Raw genomic sequence first — 14,877 nt, forward strand, 5'->3', positions numbered from 1 at the left:
GCTGTTGAAGCCGAACAGGAACCGGGCGGTTCGTTTTCGTTTTCGTACGAGGCGGTAGCTGTCACCATTCATCACGAGGATATTGACGTGGTGGGTGACGCGGTCCGGCAGCGCGCCGGGCAGACGTTCAGATCCCAGGGTTTTCATCCATTCTTTCAACGGGAAGATTGCTGGTGATCAGGGTCGCTCCGCGTTCGCAGCGTTGCGAGATCAGCTCGATCAGCAATTCCGCCCAAGTCTTTGACAGCGGTAACGAAGCTCGGCTCGTCGATGATGAGCAGCTTGCAGGCGGCCATCTGCTTCTGGAAACGGAGCAGACGCCGTTCGTTCCGGGCCTCCATCATCTGATTGACCAGTGCGGCGGCAGTCGTGAAACCGACGGACAAGCGCTCCTGGCATGCGGCCAGGCCAAGACTGTGGGCGATGTGCGTCTTGCCCGTGCCGCTCGGCCCAAGAGCCATGATGTTCTCGCGGCGCTCGATCCATTCACAACGGGCCGGTTCAGGCACCTGCATCCTGTTCGGCTTGGGAACGGCGTCGAAGTCGAAGCCGTCGAGGCTTTTGACGACGGGGAATTTCGCCGCTTTGACGCGGCGTTTGACCTTGCGGCGGTCTCATGTGTCGCTTGCACGGATCCCGGACCCGCGCGTGTCGCCGATTGGATCCTGCGACATGCGTCATGTCCGCCGAAAACGGTCGCGTGACTTGCTACATGACTGCCCGCGCTCCACAATCGCCGCCGGAATCAAAGGGCCGTCCGCGCAGCGGCGTATCCTGACCTCGGGGGCAGCGAGAGCGTTTGGACAACGATCTGCGCGCGTGCCAGAACAGGCTTGCGCTCTTTGAGGTCGCGGCGGCATTTTCTTGAAAAGGACAAACGCATGGGCGTGAAAACAGCAGTGATCGGCCTTGGCATCATGGGCCAGCGCATGCTGGAGCACATGGGCCGTCACGCAGGCTACGATGTCGTTGCGCTCTGGGATCCGAGCCGTGAGGCCTGTGCCGCGGCGGCGAAGCTGGCGCCGGGCGCGACCGTGACCGACGGTCCCGACGCGGCCATCGCGGCGGCGGATCTCGTCTATCTCGCTTGCCCGCCGGAGCCGCGCAAGACCTATGCGCTGGCCGCGGCAGGCGCCGGCAAGGCGGTGTTTCTGGAAAAGCCGCTCGGCGTCGATGTCGCGGAGAGCGAGGATCTGGTGGCCCGGCTGGAAGCTTCCGGCGTGCCGGCGGCGGTCAATTTTACCCAGGCCGCCGGCGCGGCTTTAACCGACGTGTCGCGTGCGGCGAAGGCCGGCGAGATGGGGGATCTCGTCGGTGTCGATGTTGTCCTCACCTATCCCGCCTGGCCGCGCGCCTGGCAGGTGGCTGCGGACTGGCTGCGGTTTCGCGCCGAGGGCGGGATGACGCGCGAGGTGCTCTCGCACTTCCTGTTCTTCACAAGCCGCGTCCTGGGGCCGCTGGAGGTTGTCTGGGCCAAGCCTAGCTACCCGCAGGATCCGGCGCTTTGCGAAACGCAGCTGCTCGCGCGTCTGGAGACGGCGGAGGGTCTGCCGGTCTCCATCCTGGCGAGCGTCGGCGGCGCGCAGCCCGACCGTCAGGAGTTCACAGTCAAGGGCACCAAGACGAGCCGGCGGATCACGGATTTCTACGTCGATGCCCGTTCCGATGGCGGAGAGTTTGTGGAGGTGCGTGAGCGCCCCGCCGATCCGCGCGCCGCGAGCCTCAAGGCGCAGCTCGACGATCTCCTGCTGCTGATCGACGGCAAGCCCAACCGCCTCGCCACACCCGCCGAGGCGCTTGCCGTGCAGAAGCTGGTGGAGACGATGCTGGCATCGTGAGCGCGATCGGCAAACCGGGAGGGCAGGTCGGAGCCTGCCGTCCCGAAAACCGCCGTCAGGCGATGCGGGCGGCAACGCTCTTGGTCTTGCAGTAGCTCTTGAGGCCCTCAAGCCCCTTCTCGCGACCGAAGCCGGACTTCTTGTTGCCGCCGAAAGGCACCTCGATGCCGCCGGCGAAATACTCGTTGATGAAGACCTGTCCGGCGTCGATGCGCCGCGCCAGCCGGTGCGCGGTGCCCAGATCCTTGGTGTAGACGCCGGCGACAAGGCCGTACTGGGTGTCGTTGGCAAGCGCCAGCGCATGGTCCGCGTCCTCCGCGCCCTGGACGGCGAGAACGGGGCCGAACACCTCTTCCTGCACGATCTCGTCGCGCGCGGAGAGATTGGCAACGATTGTCGGCTCGTAGAACCAGCCCTTGCCGGTTTCCGGATCGCTGGCTGCGTTGCCGCCGGCCACGATCTCGGCGCCGGTCTGGCGTGCGCGGGCCACGAAGCCCGAGATCTTGTCGAGCTGTTCGGCGGAATTGACCGGCCCGACATCCGCGCCGCGCAGGCCGTGGCCGAGGGTCAGAGCCTTTGCGCGTTCGGCAAGTGCTGCAAGGAACTCGTCCTGGATCGAACGCTCGACGATCAACCGTGACCCGGCCGAGCAGATCTGCCCCGCGTTTTCGTAGATCGCGCCGAGAACGCCGGAAAGTGCCTGCTCGCGGTCGCAATCCTTCAGCACGACCACCGGCGACTTGCCGCCAAGTTCGAGCACGACGCGGGTGATGTCGTCGGCGGCGGCCTTCATCACCTTGCGGCCGGTGGCGACGGAGCCGGTGAAGGTGATGTGGTCGATGCCGGCGTGTTGCGTCAGCGGCGCGCCGACCTCCGCGCCGGTTCCGGTGACGACGTTGCACACGCCGTCCGGCAACCCGGCCTTCGACAGGAGTTCGGCCAGCATCAGGGCCGTGAAGGGGGTCTGCTCGGCCGGTTTCGCGACGATGGCGCAGCCGGCGGCAAGCGCTGGCGCGAAACCGCGCGCGGCCGTGGAGATCGGGAAGTTCCACGGGATGATATGGGCGGTCACGCCAATGGGCTCGTGGAGGGAATAGGCGAGATAGTCGGGGCCGAGCGGGAAGCTTGCGCCTTCCAGCTTGTCGCAGGCGCCGGCGTAATATTCGAACGTCCGGGCCGCACCGCGCACATCGCCGCGCGCCTCGGAAATCGGCTTGCCGCTGTCGAGCGTTTCCGCGACCGCAAGCCTTTCGAGGTTTGTCAGGATGAGCTGCGCGGCGCGCATGAGGATGCGGGCGCGCTCGACCGGGAGCGTGTCGCGCCACACGGCCTCGAAAGCGCGGCGGGCGCTGGTCACCGCATCGTGGACATCGTCCGCGGTTCCGGCCACGAACTCGGCAAAGGCCTCGGCACGGCCCGGATCGAAGCTTTCCATGCGCCGGTTGTGCGCCGGGCGAACGAAGCCGCCGCCGATGAAATGGCCGTCCGGCAGTCCGGCAAGCGTTCCTGTGCGAAGAGCGTGCGCGACGAGATCGGCTTCGGCTGTCTGGCTGGAAATGTTCATGCGTGTGTGTCCTGCGTGCTGATCTTGTAGGTCGATTTCGCAAGCCACTCGGGATTGACCTCGACACCCCATCCGGGCGCATCGGTCACCGTGGCGTGGCCATCATCGATCGTGTAGGGCGAGGAGGCGAAAAGCCCCTCCTGCCAGGGGTAGTAATCCGCGCCCTCGATGGAAAACTCGAGATATTTGCCGGCGTTCGGGATCGCGCGCAGCAAATGCATGGTGAAGAGCGTGACCATCGACATGTTGGCCGCATGGGGCGTGCAGGGAAGGCCGGCGTCTTCGGCCATCTTTGCCACCTGCAGGGTGCGGACCATGCCGCCAAGGTAGCAGATGTCCGGCTGGATGACATCGACGATCCGCCCATCGATCATGCGTTTCCAGTCCACCAGCGAACAGTCCTGCTCACCGCCGGTGACGTCGATATCGAGCGCATCGCTCACCTGTTTCGTCTGGTCGTAGTGCCAGTAGGGGCAGGGTTCCTCGTAATGCGAAATGCCGTTGTCCTGCAGGAACCGACCCATCTCGATCGCCTTTTTCGGCGCATAGCAGGAGTTGGCGTCGACCAGAAGCGCCGTGTCGTCGCCGAAGGCCGCGCGCATGGTCGGCACGATGTCCTCGGTGCGGCCGGGCCATTCGTCCCGGTCGCGGCCGCATTCGGCGCCGATGCGGAACTTGAAGGCGGTGAAGCCGTGGCGGTCCTGAAGGCGCTTCAGGCGTTCCGCCTCGTCCCTCGGCGTGATGTCGCGCTTCATCGAGGACCCGTAGGCGCGCACCCGGCCCGGCGTTCCGCCAAGAAGTTCACAGACCGGCTTTTCTTCCAGGCGTCCGCGCAGGTCGAACAGCGCGGTGTCGAGCCCGCCCATGGCGCGGCGAAGATAGGCCCCGGGGAATTTGTGCTCACGGTCGGGGATGATGTCCATCAAATGGGCGATGTCGAAGGCATTCTGTCCGAGCGCATAGGGTGCGACTTGCCGATGCAGCACTTCGGCGGTGATATCGGCGAAATAGGGTGCAACCTGTCCCCAGCCTTGTGCGCCGTCCTCTGCGGTGACCCGCACGAAACAGACGAACTGCGTCGTGAAGGTCTCGATTGCCCTGATTTTCATCGAAGTCACATTCCTCATGCGCGGCCGCCTTGGCGGCCACGGGTCAAACCGTTTCGGTCAACCTAGTCGGAATTGGACTTGAATTAAGGTCCGTTTTGCGGAAATTTCCATACCAATGCAGACGGTCGGAAGGGCAGCATGAAGCGACACGCCGGAATGATGCTGTCCTCGATCCGGATCGACAAGACGTCGGACCGGCGCATTTCCGTGCAGCTCTACATGGCCTTGCGCGAGCTTCTCCTGTCGGGCGGACTTGCGCCGGGGGACCGGTTGCCGGCGACGCGTACGCTGGCGCAGGAGGTCGGCGTGTCGCGCACGACGGTGATCGATGCGGTCGATCGCCTTGTGTCCGAGGGGCTGCTGGAGGCGCGGGTCGGTGCGGGAACCTTTGTGAGCGATGCGCTCAAGGTGCCGGATGCCTCCGCGAACGGAAACAGCGGGCCGGAGGGGCGTTTCGCGCGGCCGCGCCTGTCGCGTTCCGCAATCCATGCCGCACCGGAATTCGCGCCGCGCAGCCGGCTGCCGCACAAGTCGCTGGCTTTCGCCACGGCGCTTCCGGCGCTCGACGCCTTTCCCATGGCGCAATGGGCCCGGCTTTCGGCCCGGCACTGGCGCGGCGAACGCGATCACGTCACCGGTTACGGGGAACCTTTCGGTTATCCGCGTCTGCGCGCCGCCATTGCCCGGCAGCTCAACGCGTCGCGCGGGATCACCTGCGATCCCGATCAGGTCTTCATCGTCAACGGCGCGCAGCAGGGCTTTTCGCTGATCAGCGCGATGCTGGTCAATCCGGGCGAGACGGTGTGGTTCGAGAACCCCGGCGCGATCGGCGCGCGCAATGCCTTTGTCGCCAATGGCGCCAAGCTTGCGCCCATCGGCGTCGACGAGGACGGCTTGTGCGTCGAGGAAGGACTGGAGCGCGCGCCGCATTTCCGGCTCGCCTTCGTGACGCCGTCGCACCAGCAGCCGCTCGGCCACGTCATGAGCCTGGAGCGCCGGCTGGCGCTGCTCCAGGCGGCCAACGACGCCGATGCGATGATCGTCGAGGACGATTATGACGGCGAGTTCTATTACGGCGACCAGCCGCCGCCGACCCTCAAGAGCATCGATACCCAAGGCCGGGTGATTTATGTCGGAACGTTTTCCAAGTCGCTGTTTCCAAGCCTCAGGCTGGGGTTTGTGCTGGCGCCGCGCGGCCTGGTGTCCGCCTGCGAGCGCATCTGGGAGGCCTGGCTGAGCGGCGCTCCCACTGTGACCCAGGCGATTGTCGCCGATTTCATGGACGAGGGCCTGTTCGCCACGCATATCCGGACCATGCGCCAGCTCTACAAGACCCGGCACGATGCGCTGATCGATGCGGCCGCATCCTTGCGCGGGCGCATCGACCTGCAATCGACGGGAAGCGGGTTTCATGCCGTAGGGTTTCTGTCGGATGACTTGACGGAAGCCGGGATCGTGTCGAAGCTGCGCGCGGAAAATGTCGTCATCTCTTCGCTGGGCCGCTATGCTCTCTCGCCGCTCCCGCAACAGGGGGTGGTTCTCGGATTTGGCAGCGTGACACCGGAGGAAATCCGAAAGGGCATTGCGGTCGTCCGCAAGATTGTTTCGCCGCAGGGCAAATTGGACTGACACAATATCGGGAATGGATATATTTTGCAGTCCAATCGGGACTTAGAATTTTTCACGATACTGTCATGTCGCTCATGTCATTTCGATCGTGTTGACTGCGTTATAGGGAGGTACTGATGCGCACCAAGACAACCATCGCCAGCTTGCTGGCCGCGACCATGCTGGTCGCCGCCGGCACCGCACAGGCGGAAACCTTGCGGATTCTGACCTGGGGTTCCTACGCGCCCGAGGAACTGGTTCAGAAGTTCGAAGAGGAATATCCCGACATCGACGTCGAGGTGACCTTCTCCAACAATGAAGAGATGATCGCCAAGCTGCGCGCCACCGGCGGTGCCGGGTTCGATCTTGCCCAGCCGAGCCATGACCGCATCTATGCGGCCCAGCTCGAATACGACATCTACAAGCCGCTCGACCTGTCGAAGATCGACACCGACGTGATGCAGCCCTCGCTGCTCGACGGCGTGAAGGCCAACACCACGATCGACGGCGAAGTCTATGCCGTGCCGCATCAGTGGGGCACCTCCGGCCTGATGGCCGACGTGACCAAGGCCCCCGACTTCGCCGGCTGGGACGATCTTTGCGATCCGGCCTACAAGGGCAAGACCTCGATGCGCCTGAAGCGCACGATCCTGCTCGGCACGGCCTTCGCCATGGGCGAGGATCCCTTCGCGGCCTATTCGGATCTCGACAAGTATCAGCAGATCCTCGACAAGGTCGCCGACACGCTGATCGAGTGCAAGGCGAACATCAAGGCCTACTGGAAGGGCGGCGACGACCTTTCGGCAATGATGCTTTCCGGCGAGATCGTGGCGTCCGAGACCTGGGATTCCACCGCCTACAAGCTGTTCGACCAGAACAAGAACATCGTCTTCATTCCGCCGGAGACGGGTGCGCTTGCCTGGATCGACACCTTCACGATCCCGCGCAAGGGCGAGGCCGACGATGCCGCCTACAAGTGGATCAACTTCGTGCTGCGTCCGGAAAACGTGACGATCATGTCCGCCAGCACCGGCGCCATCGCCTCGGTGAAGGGTGCGAAGGATCTTCTGCCGGAAGACAAGAAGGCGGCCGTGAATGCCTCCTTCACCGACGCGGACATCGACAACCTGAAGTTCTTCGCCAACATTCCTCCCGGTGTGGAGGACATGGAAGGCAAGACGCTTGAGAAGATCAAGGCGGCAACCGGCGGCTGATTGCCGCCTCGGACCGACCCTGACCTTGCGGGGCGCGTGTGCTTTAGTGCATGCGCCCCGGCCAGGTTTATGGCCTCAACAGGGTGAAGTCTCCGATCCGCGTTCGGAACGTGAGGCTCCTCGACGGCGCAGGCGCATTGTTGTCCGGCGCTGTTTGTCTGCATGTATTCCAGTTGGCGTAATTCATGACCGAAACTCCGGCCTACGACCTTGAATGCCACGGCATTTCCAAGTCCTTCGGATCCGTTCGCGCGGTGAAGGATGTCTCCTTCAACATTCCGAGCGGTTCGTTTTTCTCCATTCTCGGTCCGTCAGGCTGCGGCAAGACCACCTTGATGCGCATGATCGCCGGTTTCGAGGAACCGAGCGGCGGAGATATCCGCATCAAGGGCAAGTCGGTGCTCGGCACGCCGCCCAACAGGCGGAACGTCAAGATGGTGTTTCAGCATCTGGCGTTGTTTCCGATGATGAATGTCCATGAAAACATCGCTTACGGGCTTCGCTGTCGCGGTGCCGAGAAGGAAGAGATCAAGCGCCGCGTACAGGATGTGCTGGAGCGCATTGCCCTTCCCGACGTTGGAAACCGCGAGATCCACCAGTTGTCCGGCGGTCAGAAGCAGCGCATCGCCATCGCGCGCTGCATGGTGCTCGATCCCGACGTTCTGTTGCTCGACGAACCGCTTGGCGCGCTCGATCTGAAGCTGCGCGAGGCGATGAAGATCGAGCTGAAACTGCTTCAGCACCAGTTCAATACCACCTTCATCTACATCACCCACGACCAGTCCGAAGCGCTGGTGATGTCCGATCACGTCGCGATCATGAACGACGGCAACTTCGAGCAGATCGGCACGCCGCAGGCGCTCTACCACCGGCCCAACACCGCCTTCGTCGCCGGCTTCGTCGGCGACAGCAATCGCTGGTCCGGCAAGGTCACGGCGAGCGACGGCACCGGGGGCAAGGTGGCGACGGAGCAGGGCCTGGCAATGAGCTTCACCGCCGGCGGCGACACGCGCATCGCCGAGGGCGACGCGGTCGAGATCTTCGTGCGTCCGGAGTTCATCAACACGGTGCGCGCAGCCGATGCGGCCACTGAGCAGGGCGACAATCACATGGACGGCGTCGTTGACAGCCTGCTCTTCAATGGCGCCAACAGCCGGGTGCTCGTGCGCAACGAGACCGGTCAGTTGATCGAGGCCGACGTTACGCTGACCGGTGACGGCGATCTGTCCGCCGGCGAGGCGGTGCGCCTGTCCTGGTCGGCACAACACGCCATGTGCTTCCCGCGAAGCGGGGCCGCGTAATGGTCCAAAAGGATGTCCGACGTCTCACCCTGATCCTGCTCTTCGCGCCTTTCGTGATGTGGATCGCGCTGCTGATCGTCGTACCGCACATCGGCATGGTGGCGTTGTCGCTGCGCGAGAAGGTGGCGCCACGCGTCTATGAGTTCGGCTTTGGCAACTACATCGATTTCATCAATGAGCCGATCTACTGGAACACGCTGCTGCGCACCGGCTCGATGTCGCTGCTGGTGACGGCGCTGGCGCTGCTGATCGGTTTCCCGATCGCCTATTACATCGCCAAGATCGCCGGAAACCGGACGCGCGGCGCGCTGTTCCTGCTGTGCCTGATCCCGCTGTGGGTGAGCGATCTGATCCGCGCCTTCGGCTGGATCCTGCTGCTGCGCGAGACCGGGGTGGTCTCGACCTTCCTGCAGTGGAGCGGGGTGATCTCGGGACCGATTGAATTCCTCTACAACGACGTGACGGTGATCATCGGCCTCGTCTACACGGTGATCCTGTTCATGATCGTGCCGCTCGTTTCCACACTCGACGGCATGGACGAAAGTCTCGTGGAGGCGGGTTACAATCTCGGCGGCAGCGGGTTCACGGTGCTCAGGCGGATCATCGTTCCCTACGCGATGCCGGGCATCGTGTCGGGCTGCATCGTGGTGTTCATGCTCACGGCCGGATCCTACCTGACCCCGGTCCTTCTGGGTGGAAAGAACTCCAGCTGGTTCACGGAGCAGATCTACGACCAGTTCATCACCCGCTTCAACTGGGAGTCGGGCGCGGCCTTCGGCTTCCTGCTTTTGGCCTTCACCTCGATCGTGATCTGGCTCGGGCTGAAGCTCAGCGGCCAGACGCTCGCCAACACCGTCGCAAAGAGCTGAGGAGGAGCACGATGGCAAGATCCGCACCCGCGCCCCTCGTCTGGGGCTACCGCGCCTACGTCCTGGCGTTCTTTCTGTTCCTTGCTGCGCCGCTGGTGGCGGCGGGCGCCTTCGCCTTCAACGACAGTCTGTTTCCCGCCCTTCCGTGGCAGGGCTTCACGCTCGACTGGTTCTTCAACGACACCGAGCCCAAGCTCGGCATGTTCCACGACCGCCGGCTGTTGCGCGGGCTGTACTATTCCTTCGTGATCGCGATCTTCGTCTCGACGCTTTCGGTCTTCGTCGGCACGACCAATGCCTTCCTCTTCGTGCGCGGCCAGTTTCGCTTCAAGAACGCGCTCTACATCGTGATGGTGATCCCGCTCGTCATTCCCGGCGTGATCCTCGGCATTTCCATCCTGGTGATGGCGAGCGACATCGCGAATTACTTCGATCGCGGCCTGGACATCGATCTGGATTTCCTGCGCCCGGGCATCTTTCTCGTGGTGCTCGGTCAGTTCTCCTTCATCACCACGATCACCTCGCTGGTGATCACCGCGCGGCTGAAGAAGTTCGACGAGACCATGGAGGAGGCCGCGCTCAACCTGGGGGCGACGCGCGCCCGTGTGCTGCGCACCGTTACGCTGCCGTTCCTGCGGCCCGCGATGATCGCCGCCGGAATCGTCGCGTTCCTGGTGTCTTTCGAGAATTTCAACACGACGTTGTTTCTCGTCGGCTCCGAAGCGCCGCTGACAATCACCATGTACGATCGCATGGCCAAGGTCGGGTCCACGCCGGTCCTCAATGCCGTTTCCTTCCTGTTGATGGTCGGCTCGGGACTGCTGGCGCTGGTCACGATCGCTGTCCAGCGTGACAAGAGCGTTCGGTAGGATTTCCATGGCTGAGTTCGATTTCGTTGTCGTCGGTGCGGGCTCCGCCGGCGCGCCCCTTGCCGCGCGGCTGAGCGAAAGCGGGCGGTACTCCGTCTGCCTGCTGGAGGCGGGCGGTTCGGACAGGAACGTCTGGATCTGGATGCCGATCGGCTACGGCAAGGCATTTTACAACGCCTCGATCAACTGGATGTACGCGACCGAACCGGATCCCGGGCTGAACAACCGCAGTGGATACTGGCCGCGTGGCAAGGTGCTCGGCGGATCCAGTTCGATCAACGCCATGGTCTATATTCGCGGCCAGCATGCCGATTTCGAGGACTGGAAAGCGATGGGCAATCCCGGCTGGGGCTGGGAGGATGTCCTGCCCTGTTTCAGGCGCGCGGAAACCAACGACGCCGGCGGCGACGACCATCGCGGGTCGGACGGTCCCTTGAATGTCGCGACCATGCGCCGCGACCTTCATCCGCTGTGCGATGTCTTCCTGGAGGCCGGGCGGCAGGCGGGGTTTGCCTACAACGCCGATTTCAACGGCGCGGATCAGGAGGGCGTCGGGATTTACCAGAACACGGCGAAGGGCGGCTTTCGCATGTCGACCGCACGGGCCTATCTCGCGCCCGCGCGCAAGCGCGCAAACCTTGAGGTCAGGACCCGGGCCTATACCAGCCGCCTCCTGATGGAGGGACGTCGCGCGGTCGGGGTGGTTTACGTTCAAGGCGGCGTCGAGAAGACGGTGCGTGCGCGCCGCGAGGTGATTCTGAGTGCCGGCGCGGTCAACTCGCCGCAGATCCTGATGCTCTCGGGGATCGGCCGCGCCGAGCATCTGCGCGCCAAGGGGATTGCGGTGATCGAGGACCGGCCGGGGGTCGGCCATAACCTGCAGGATCACCTCGGACTCGACTATCTTTACCGCTCCAGGGTTCCGACGCTCAACAACCAGCTTTATCCTTGGTGGGGGAAGCTTCTGCAGGGCATCCGCTATGTCGCGACCCGGCGCGGGCCGTTGTCGCTCGGCGTCAACCAGGCCGGCGGTTTCGTGCGCAGCAACCCCGACGCGCCGCGTCCCAACATGCAGCTATATTTCTCTCCCGTGAGCTATACCAAGGCGCCGAAGGGCAAGCGTCCGCTGATGAACCCGGATCCGTTTCCGGGCTTCCTGCTCGGCATGCAGCCGACCCGTCCGACAAGCCGGGGGCACATCTGCCTGCGCAGTGCCGATCCGCATGCCGCACCCGAAATCCATCCCAACTCTCTCAGCACCAATCAGGACCTGACTGAGATGGTCGAAGGCTGCAAGCTCTTGCGCAAGATCGCTGCAACGCCCGCGCTGCAATCGGTGATCGACACGGAGATCGTGCCTGGTCCGCTGGTGCAAGGCGACGAGCAGATGCTGGAGGATGTGCGCAACCGCTGTTCCACCGTGTTTCATCCCGTCAGCACCTGCCGGATGGGCCCCGATCCGGCCGCTGACGTCGTCGATGCAAGGCTCAGGGTCTACGGGGTGGAGGGCTTGCGGGTCGTCGACGCCTCGATCTTTCCAACCGTGACCTCCGGCAACACCAACGCCCCGGCGATCATGGTCGGCGAAAAGGGTGCGGACCTGATCCTCGCCGATCATTCGAACGCCTGAGAAAGGCCGTCATGCGTGCCACCGACCTGTTCACCGAGGATTTTTCGACAACCCCCTATTGGCAGGACGCCACCCCGCAACCGGTCCCGGGGCAGGTGGCGCTTCCGGACGAGGCGGATGTCGTGATTGTTGGCGCCGGCTACACCGGTCTCAATGCGGCGCTTCAAACGGCACGTGCGGGCCTCTCGACGCTGGTGCTTGATGCCGAAAGTCCGGGGTGGGGGTGCAGTACGCGCAACGGCGGGCAGGTCTCGACCTCCATCAAGCCGTCGTTCGCCGCCCTGACGCGCCGATACGGAGAAGCGCTCGCCCGCGCGCTGCTGGAAGAGGGGCAGGCGTCGCTCGACTATATGCACGCGCTTGTTGCCGAGGAAAAGCTTGATTGCGATTTCAAGCAGGTCGGCCGGTTTCACGGGGCCCACAAGCCGCATCTCTACGACGCATTGGCGCGCGAATGTACGGGCGGCCATCCGATCTGGGACACCGGCGCTTATGCGGTTCCCAAGGCGGAGATGGCGCGCGAGCTCGGCACCGACGCCTATCACGGCGGGGTGGTCTATCCGCATCACGCGTCGATCGATGTCGGCAAATATCATCCCGCCCTTCTCGGCCGGGTCCGCGAGGCCGGTGCGCTCGTGAAGGGGCACTGCGCGGTCAGCGCGCTGTCGCGCGACGGTGCGGGCTTTGCCGTGGAGACGGCGCAAGGCACGGTGCGCGCCGGAAAGGTGATCCTGGCGACGAACGGCTATTCGGGGCCGCTTTCGCCTTGGCACCGCAGCCGGGTGATTCCCATCGGCTCTTATGTGATTGCGACAGAGGAAATCCCGCGCGCGGTGATGGACAAGATCATGCCCACCGACCGGGTTCTCTCCGACACGCGCAAACTGGTCTATTATTATCGCCCGTCGCCCGACCGGAAACGCATCCTGTTCGGCGGTCGGGTATCGCTCAGCGAGACCGACCCGCGCAAGAGCGCGGTCAAGCTGCATCGGGAGCTGGTACGTCTTTTCCCGCAGCTGAAGACAACGCGCGTCAGCCATTCCTGGATGGGGTTCGTCGGCTATACCTTCGATACGATGGCCCATTGCGGCGAGGACCGGGGGCTTTTTCACGCGATGGGCTATTGCGGGTCGGGCGTTGGCATGGCGAGCTATCTCGGCATGCGCACGGGGCGTGCGGCGGCTGGGCTCGAGGGCGTTGGCGAACGCTCCGCCTTCTCGAGGATTTCCTTTCCCACGCGACCGCTCTACGCCGGAAATCCCTGGTTTCTGGCACCGTCGGTGCTCGTCTATCGCCTGCGCGACCGGATCGGGGTCTAGGGTCCATGCCCTAGAAGCACTCCGGGTCACTGCGGTCTTGTCTTGCATCCAGGGGGAATTCCCGATTGCCGGGTTCCCGCCCTCAGGGGGGTGCGATGACCAGACGAGGGTTGTACACAGGAGCGAGCGGAAGCGAGCACGACGGGACGACTCGCACACTCCGAGATCAAAGCCGCAAGTCCTGGTGGGAGAATGGGTGCAATGAATGACGACGCGGATGTCGCCTGGCTTTGCGAAGCGTCCGACCGCTGGACGAACTGGCTGCTGGGCGCAGCCATGCCGCTTTGGGCAGGGCTCGGCGTCGATCCCGTCAATGGCGGATTTCAGGAGGCGATTGACGTTGACGGCCGGCAGGCTCTGGCAATCCCCCGCAGGGGACGGGTTCAGCCGCGGCAGATCTATTCGGTGATTGAGGCCGGTCGGCTTGGGTGGACCGGCGATTGGGAGGGAATCGCGAACCGGGCTTTGGACTGGTATCTCGGTCGTTTCCGGCTGAACGACGGGACGTTCGCCGATCTGGTTGCCCCTGACGGAGCGCTGCTTGAAAGCCGCTTCGATCTCTACAATCAGGCTTTTGCGCTTTTTGGGCTGGCGCACGCCGCCGCGGCGCTTCCCGAGCGTCGCGCGGACCTCGAGGCGATCGCGATCACCCTTCTGGACAGGCTTGAGACGCAGTACCGGCACCCACAGGCAGGCTTTGAGGAAAGCGTTCCCGCGAGCGAGCCGCTGCGGGCCAATCCGCACATGCATTTGCTGGAAGCCGCTCTTTTCTGGGAACGGATCGGCGGCGGTGCCCGCTGGAGCGCGCTTGCAGACGGGATCATGGAGCTTGCGCTTGCCCGGTTCATCGATCCGACGACGGGCGCGCTCAGAGAATATTTCACACGTGACTGGCGCCCCATGCCGGATGATCGCGGACGGCAGATCGAACCGGGGCATCTGTTCGAATGGGCCTGGCTTGCATTGCGCTGGGCAAAAAAGCGCAACCGCGCCGATGCCACCACTGCGGCGCGCCGGTTGTTCGATGTCGGGGAAGCCCGGGGCATCTGCCCGACGCGCAAGGTTGCGGTTCTTGAAGTGAACGATGACTTCTCGCCGCGCGCGCCGGTCGCCCGGCTGTGGGGGCAGACCGAATGGATCAAGGCGGCGCTGGCGCTTGCCCTTGTCTCCAGCGGGACTGAACGGCGACATTACCTGTCTTCCGCCCGGCAGGCCGTCGCGGCGCTGGAGATGTTTCTGGTGGACGACCCGGTCGGGCTGTGGCGTGACAAGCTGGGTGAGGACGGCCGGTTCGTCGCGGAACCCGCACCGGCAAGTTCGCTCTATCACATCGTTTGCGCGATATCGGAACTGCAGCATGTGCGCCATTGCACTTGGCCGGACGCGAGCCGGTAGTGTTGCGGCAGAAAAATACCGGAGCGCCTTGATATCGACACGGGGCGGCTGGATGATCAGACGGTCGGTATCGTCAGGTTGAATAGTCTCGTTTGTCGAAAGGGAGGAATCGTGACCAATCCTTCAGTAGCAGTTTCGCGCATTTTTCAGTTTGAATGTGC

11 protein-coding genes and 1 pseudogene are annotated in these 14,877 nt (G+C 63.9%); 9 read left to right on the forward strand and 3 right to left on the reverse strand.

Features of this window, described 5'->3' with window-relative positions:
• Positions 1-24: 24 nt before the first annotated feature.
• Positions 25-614, reverse strand: a pseudogene (gene istB, locus BLU32_RS03170) (IS21-like element helper ATPase IstB); the annotation flags it as partial.
• 267 nt (positions 615-881) lie between these two features.
• Between istB and BLU32_RS03175 the strand changes: the two are divergent.
• Positions 882-1,838: a Gfo/Idh/MocA family protein gene (locus BLU32_RS03175; RefSeq protein WP_093804952.1), complete on the forward strand. Its 957-nt coding sequence runs from the start codon at positions 882-884 to the stop codon at positions 1,836-1,838.
• Positions 1,839-1,893: 55 nt separating this feature from the next.
• Here the strand turns inward: BLU32_RS03175 and BLU32_RS03180 are convergent, their stop codons facing one another.
• Positions 1,894-3,402: an aldehyde dehydrogenase family protein gene (locus tag BLU32_RS03180; RefSeq protein ID WP_093804953.1), complete on the reverse strand. Its 1,509-nt coding sequence runs from the start codon at positions 3,400-3,402 to the stop codon at positions 1,894-1,896.
• On the reverse strand, positions 3,399-4,511 hold the full coding sequence (locus BLU32_RS03185) for a mandelate racemase/muconate lactonizing enzyme family protein (RefSeq protein WP_093804954.1): 1,113 nt from the start codon (positions 4,509-4,511) through the stop codon (positions 3,399-3,401). Before BLU32_RS03185 ends, BLU32_RS03180 begins: the two co-directional genes overlap by 4 nt.
• 138 nt (positions 4,512-4,649) lie before the next feature.
• Between BLU32_RS03185 and BLU32_RS03190 the strand changes: the two genes are divergently transcribed.
• From BLU32_RS03190 to BLU32_RS03225, 8 genes are all read left to right on the forward strand, one after another.
• Positions 4,650-6,140: a PLP-dependent aminotransferase family protein gene (locus BLU32_RS03190; protein ID WP_093804955.1), complete on the forward strand. Its 1,491-nt coding sequence runs from the start codon at positions 4,650-4,652 to the stop codon at positions 6,138-6,140.
• Between the two features lie 116 nt (positions 6,141-6,256).
• Positions 6,257-7,333, forward strand: a complete 1,077-nt coding sequence (locus tag BLU32_RS03195) for an extracellular solute-binding protein (RefSeq protein ID WP_093804956.1) — start codon at positions 6,257-6,259, stop codon at positions 7,331-7,333.
• A 185-nt stretch (positions 7,334-7,518) separates the two neighbouring features.
• On the forward strand, positions 7,519-8,634 hold the full coding sequence (locus BLU32_RS03200) for an ABC transporter ATP-binding protein (protein WP_093804957.1): 1,116 nt from the start codon (positions 7,519-7,521) through the stop codon (positions 8,632-8,634).
• Positions 8,634-9,503, forward strand: coding sequence for an ABC transporter permease (locus tag BLU32_RS03205; protein WP_093804958.1), 870 nt, complete (start codon positions 8,634-8,636; stop codon positions 9,501-9,503). Before BLU32_RS03200 ends, BLU32_RS03205 begins: the two co-directional genes overlap by 1 nt.
• Positions 9,504-9,514: 11 nt before the next feature.
• The gene (locus tag BLU32_RS03210) at positions 9,515-10,372 is read left to right on the forward strand and encodes an ABC transporter permease (RefSeq protein ID WP_093804959.1); all 858 of its coding nucleotides are present in this window, start codon (positions 9,515-9,517) and stop codon (positions 10,370-10,372) included.
• Positions 10,373-10,379: 7 nt separating this feature from the next.
• The gene (locus tag BLU32_RS03215) at positions 10,380-12,002 is read left to right on the forward strand and encodes a GMC family oxidoreductase (RefSeq protein ID WP_093804960.1); all 1,623 of its coding nucleotides are present in this window, start codon (positions 10,380-10,382) and stop codon (positions 12,000-12,002) included.
• Positions 12,003-12,013: 11 nt separating this feature from the next.
• Positions 12,014-13,321 (forward strand): FAD-binding oxidoreductase, encoded by a 1,308-nt coding sequence (locus tag BLU32_RS03220; RefSeq protein ID WP_093804961.1) that lies wholly within the window; start codon positions 12,014-12,016, stop codon positions 13,319-13,321.
• Positions 13,322-13,522: 201 nt separating this feature from the next.
• On the forward strand, positions 13,523-14,716 hold the full coding sequence (locus BLU32_RS03225; protein ID WP_093804962.1) for an AGE family epimerase/isomerase: 1,194 nt from the start codon (positions 13,523-13,525) through the stop codon (positions 14,714-14,716).
• Positions 14,717-14,877: the final 161 nt, after the last annotated feature.

Source organism: Stappia sp. ES.058 (assembly GCF_900105595.1).
Lineage (GTDB): Bacteria > Pseudomonadota > Alphaproteobacteria > Rhizobiales > Stappiaceae > Stappia.

What these genes read in the sequence shown, in the direction of transcription:
- BLU32_RS03210 (WP_093804959.1), top strand. Translation starts at nt 9,515, where the DNA reads ATGGCAAGATCCGCACCCGCGCCCCTCGTCTGGGGCTACCGCGCCTAC.
- BLU32_RS03225 (WP_093804962.1), top strand. Translation starts at nt 13,523, where the DNA reads ATGAATGACGACGCGGATGTCGCCTGGCTTTGCGAAGCGTCCGACCGC.
- BLU32_RS03220 (WP_093804961.1), top strand. Translation starts at nt 12,014, where the DNA reads ATGCGTGCCACCGACCTGTTCACCGAGGATTTTTCGACAACCCCCTAT.
- BLU32_RS03175 (WP_093804952.1), top strand. Translation starts at nt 882, where the DNA reads ATGGGCGTGAAAACAGCAGTGATCGGCCTTGGCATCATGGGCCAGCGC.
- BLU32_RS03185 (WP_093804954.1), bottom strand. Translation starts at nt 4,511, where the DNA reads ATGAAAATCAGGGCAATCGAGACCTTCACGACGCAGTTCGTCTGTTTC.
- BLU32_RS03180 (WP_093804953.1), bottom strand. Translation starts at nt 3,402, where the DNA reads ATGAACATTTCCAGCCAGACAGCCGAAGCCGATCTCGTCGCGCACGCT.
- BLU32_RS03190 (WP_093804955.1), top strand. Translation starts at nt 4,650, where the DNA reads ATGAAGCGACACGCCGGAATGATGCTGTCCTCGATCCGGATCGACAAG.
- BLU32_RS03205 (WP_093804958.1), top strand. Translation starts at nt 8,634, where the DNA reads ATGGTCCAAAAGGATGTCCGACGTCTCACCCTGATCCTGCTCTTCGCG.
- BLU32_RS03215 (WP_093804960.1), top strand. Translation starts at nt 10,380, where the DNA reads ATGGCTGAGTTCGATTTCGTTGTCGTCGGTGCGGGCTCCGCCGGCGCG.
- BLU32_RS03195 (WP_093804956.1), top strand. Translation starts at nt 6,257, where the DNA reads ATGCGCACCAAGACAACCATCGCCAGCTTGCTGGCCGCGACCATGCTG.
- BLU32_RS03200 (WP_093804957.1), top strand. Translation starts at nt 7,519, where the DNA reads ATGACCGAAACTCCGGCCTACGACCTTGAATGCCACGGCATTTCCAAG.